Source organism: Mycobacterium sp. NGS40 (genome assembly GCF_059812735.1).
The window spans coordinates 1-2,639 of the sequence record NZ_JCALDG010000073.1; the positions used below are offsets into that span (position 1 = coordinate 1).

General features: G+C 66.4%; 3 protein-coding genes. All 3 read left to right on the plus strand.

What is annotated here, in order from left to right; all coding sequences use genetic code 11:
- Nucleotides 1–207: 207 nt before the first annotated feature.
- The gene (locus tag AC5Y5O_RS31870; protein ID WP_500028728.1) at nucleotides 208–1,275 is read left to right on the plus strand and encodes a sensor domain-containing protein; all 1,068 of its coding nucleotides are present in this window, start codon (nucleotides 208–210) and stop codon (nucleotides 1,273–1,275) included.
- A gap of 68 nt (nucleotides 1,276–1,343) precedes the next feature.
- Nucleotides 1,344–2,342: a sensor domain-containing protein gene (locus AC5Y5O_RS31875; RefSeq protein WP_082811596.1), complete on the plus strand. Its 999-nt coding sequence runs from the start codon at nucleotides 1,344–1,346 to the stop codon at nucleotides 2,340–2,342.
- A partial coding sequence (locus AC5Y5O_RS31880; protein ID WP_500028729.1) for a hypothetical protein occupies nucleotides 2,339–2,639 on the plus strand: 301 nt, incomplete at its 3' end. The genes AC5Y5O_RS31875 and AC5Y5O_RS31880, both read left to right, overlap by 4 nt.

Here is a 2,639-nt window from a genome sequence, read left to right on the forward strand (position 1 = left end):
CATGATTTCGGGCTATGCAGAGCACACATACTCCAATCCCACTGCGCTATCCAAGCAGCTATACGACTCTGAACTGCTATTTCGCCCCTGCTACGTCATCATTCCATGTCGCTACGATTCCGCTTGCATACGCTACGACTCATGTGGTTGAATACGTAGCATCAAGGGCACGTATTAGAGCGGGTCCTACGGTAAGGAGTCCAGACCATGACTCAGACCATCCCTTCGCACCAGCACCGCGGCTACCCCGGATACGGCACGCCCTATCAACGACCGTTCGAGCAGGCAGGCCCAGCTTTTGCCCCCCAGCCGGGCATCAGCACCGCAGGTCGCCCCGGCCAGCCATGGGGACCGCCCGCCGCGCCGCCCGCTTTTAGCCGCCCCATACCGGCGATCGTGCCGCCGGCCGCCGGCCCCTGGGGCCCACCGAACACCTGGCCCGGCCCCAGTGGCTGGCCGATGCCGCCGGTCAACGCCGCCGCCAAGCGCAAGACGCACTGGTGGCTGGTTGGCGCGGCGGGGGTCGCCGCGGTGGCCACCGTCATCACCGCGACCATCGCGATGGAGGGCTTGGCCGACCACAACGGATCGGCCACCACCGCAGCTAGCGGTGTCCCGATCCCCGCCCCACCGGTCACGTCGTCTCCCGCGCCGCAGACCACCGTTGCCGCGCCGGCGCCAGGAAATACCGGCTCGCTCGTCGACGATGAGACCCTGCCCACACTGCTTCCCGACGTCGCTACCGTCGGCCAGGTCATGAGTGGCGCACGCCTCGAAGCCATCGACAGGCTGTCTGGGTCGGGCATCTTCAACGACCAACCCAACCCGCCCGAGTGCGCAGGTCTCGTCGTGCCCGTATCCAGCGTGGCCTACTCCCCTTTCGCGCCGCGCACCACGCTCGTGCAGGCCCTGCGCGATCAAAATAAAAGCCAGGTGCACACCGTCTTCAACGGGGTGACGACGTTCTCGACGCAATCCGCGGCCACAGCCTTCGTCAACCAGCAAGCAGGCACCTGGCAGGGCTGCCGCGCGAACCCAATTGTGTTGACCCCCAAGAACGACAAGCCGATGACGTGGACCGTCAGGGACGTCGCCCAGCGCGGCGACACGCTCACCGCAAGCACCGCCCTGCAGAACAGCAGCACGCTATGCCAGCGCGCCCTTACCGCCAAACGCAACGTCGTCATCGACATAACGACCTGCAGCCAGAACCCCGGCGATACGGCCGCGACCCTCGCGGCGCAGATCTCGCAGCGCCTTGGCCAGTCGAGCTAAGCCCCCACCCCTGAACAGCCCGGGCACGCCGTCACGCCGTGCGCCAACACAACCGGAGGTTGCATCCCATGTCAGATCTGCATCAGCGTGGAATCGGATACCCCTACGCCTCGGCAGCTGCATCGCCCTCGCCGTGGCAGCCTTCGCCGTGGGCACCCCAGCGCACGGACGAGCGCCGGCCGGCCTTCACCGCACACCCGGCCGGGGCACCCACGCCGTTCACCGGCTGGACGCCACCCTCGTCTTCCGCTCCTCCGTGGCCCGTCGCTTCGCCCGCTCAGTGGGCGCCGGGCGCCTACCCGCCGCCCGGGCGGCCGCGGCGCACATCACGCACCTACGCGATCGTCGGCGTCGTCGCCGCCGCCGTGGCGATGTGCGCAGTAGTGGCCGTGATCGCCACGGGATCAACGCCGTCACAGCCCGCACCCCAAGGCAGCGACACCACCACGGCACCGGCATCACCAAGCCTGCCACCGCCCTCGCCCGCCCCCACCATCGCGGTCAACGCGCTGACCGGCCTGCTACCAGATCCGGCGGCCATCAACGCGATCATGGGCACCAGCGCGATGGTGCTCGTGCCCGATCCGGCGCCCGACAAAATGTGGACCGCCGATATCGATCGGCCTGACTGCCTCGGGACCTATCACCCGGCCGAATTGGCGAACTACCAAGGCAGCGGCTGGATTGCAGTGCAAACTCAAATGCTTCGCGAGCCCGGTGAGAACTGGACGCACTCCGTGAGCCAAGCGGTGATCAGCTTCGCCTCGGCGCAAGCCGCAACCGATTTCGCTTCCCAGCAGGGCGCCAAATGGCAAAGGTGCATGGGCGTAGCTGCGACCGTCACCGACACCACCAGCCACGAACGCTACACGTTCACAGTCGACCGCGTAGACAACCAAAACGGCACGCTCACAGCGCGTTTCACCTATGAGGGTCTGGCTGGTTGGGGATGTCAGCGCGCGTTGACCGCGCACAACAACGTCGTGATCGACGTTCGGGCATGCAGTGACGCTCCGACCGACCAGGCCGCCAAGATTGCAGCCTCCATTGCAGGGCGTGCGGCATGAGCGGCCCAGCGATGCGCGTCGCCGAGACCGCCAACCGCTGGCAAAGGATGCTTAATTGGCGAACACTGGTCTTTCTCTCACCGCTCTACATCGCCGGACGCAGCGGTATTGACGCGATGTTTCCGTCCGCAGCCCCAACCACGGCGGCCCCCCTGTGGGCATGGTGGTCATTCGCCCTGACCACCCTCGCTATATCCGTGGCGGTGGTCTGGTTTCTCCTCAAGAGGATAAATAGAGCCACCCCGGCCGATCGCCGCCGCGTTTGGGGCGTACTGCTTGCCGTGATCATGCTGTGGG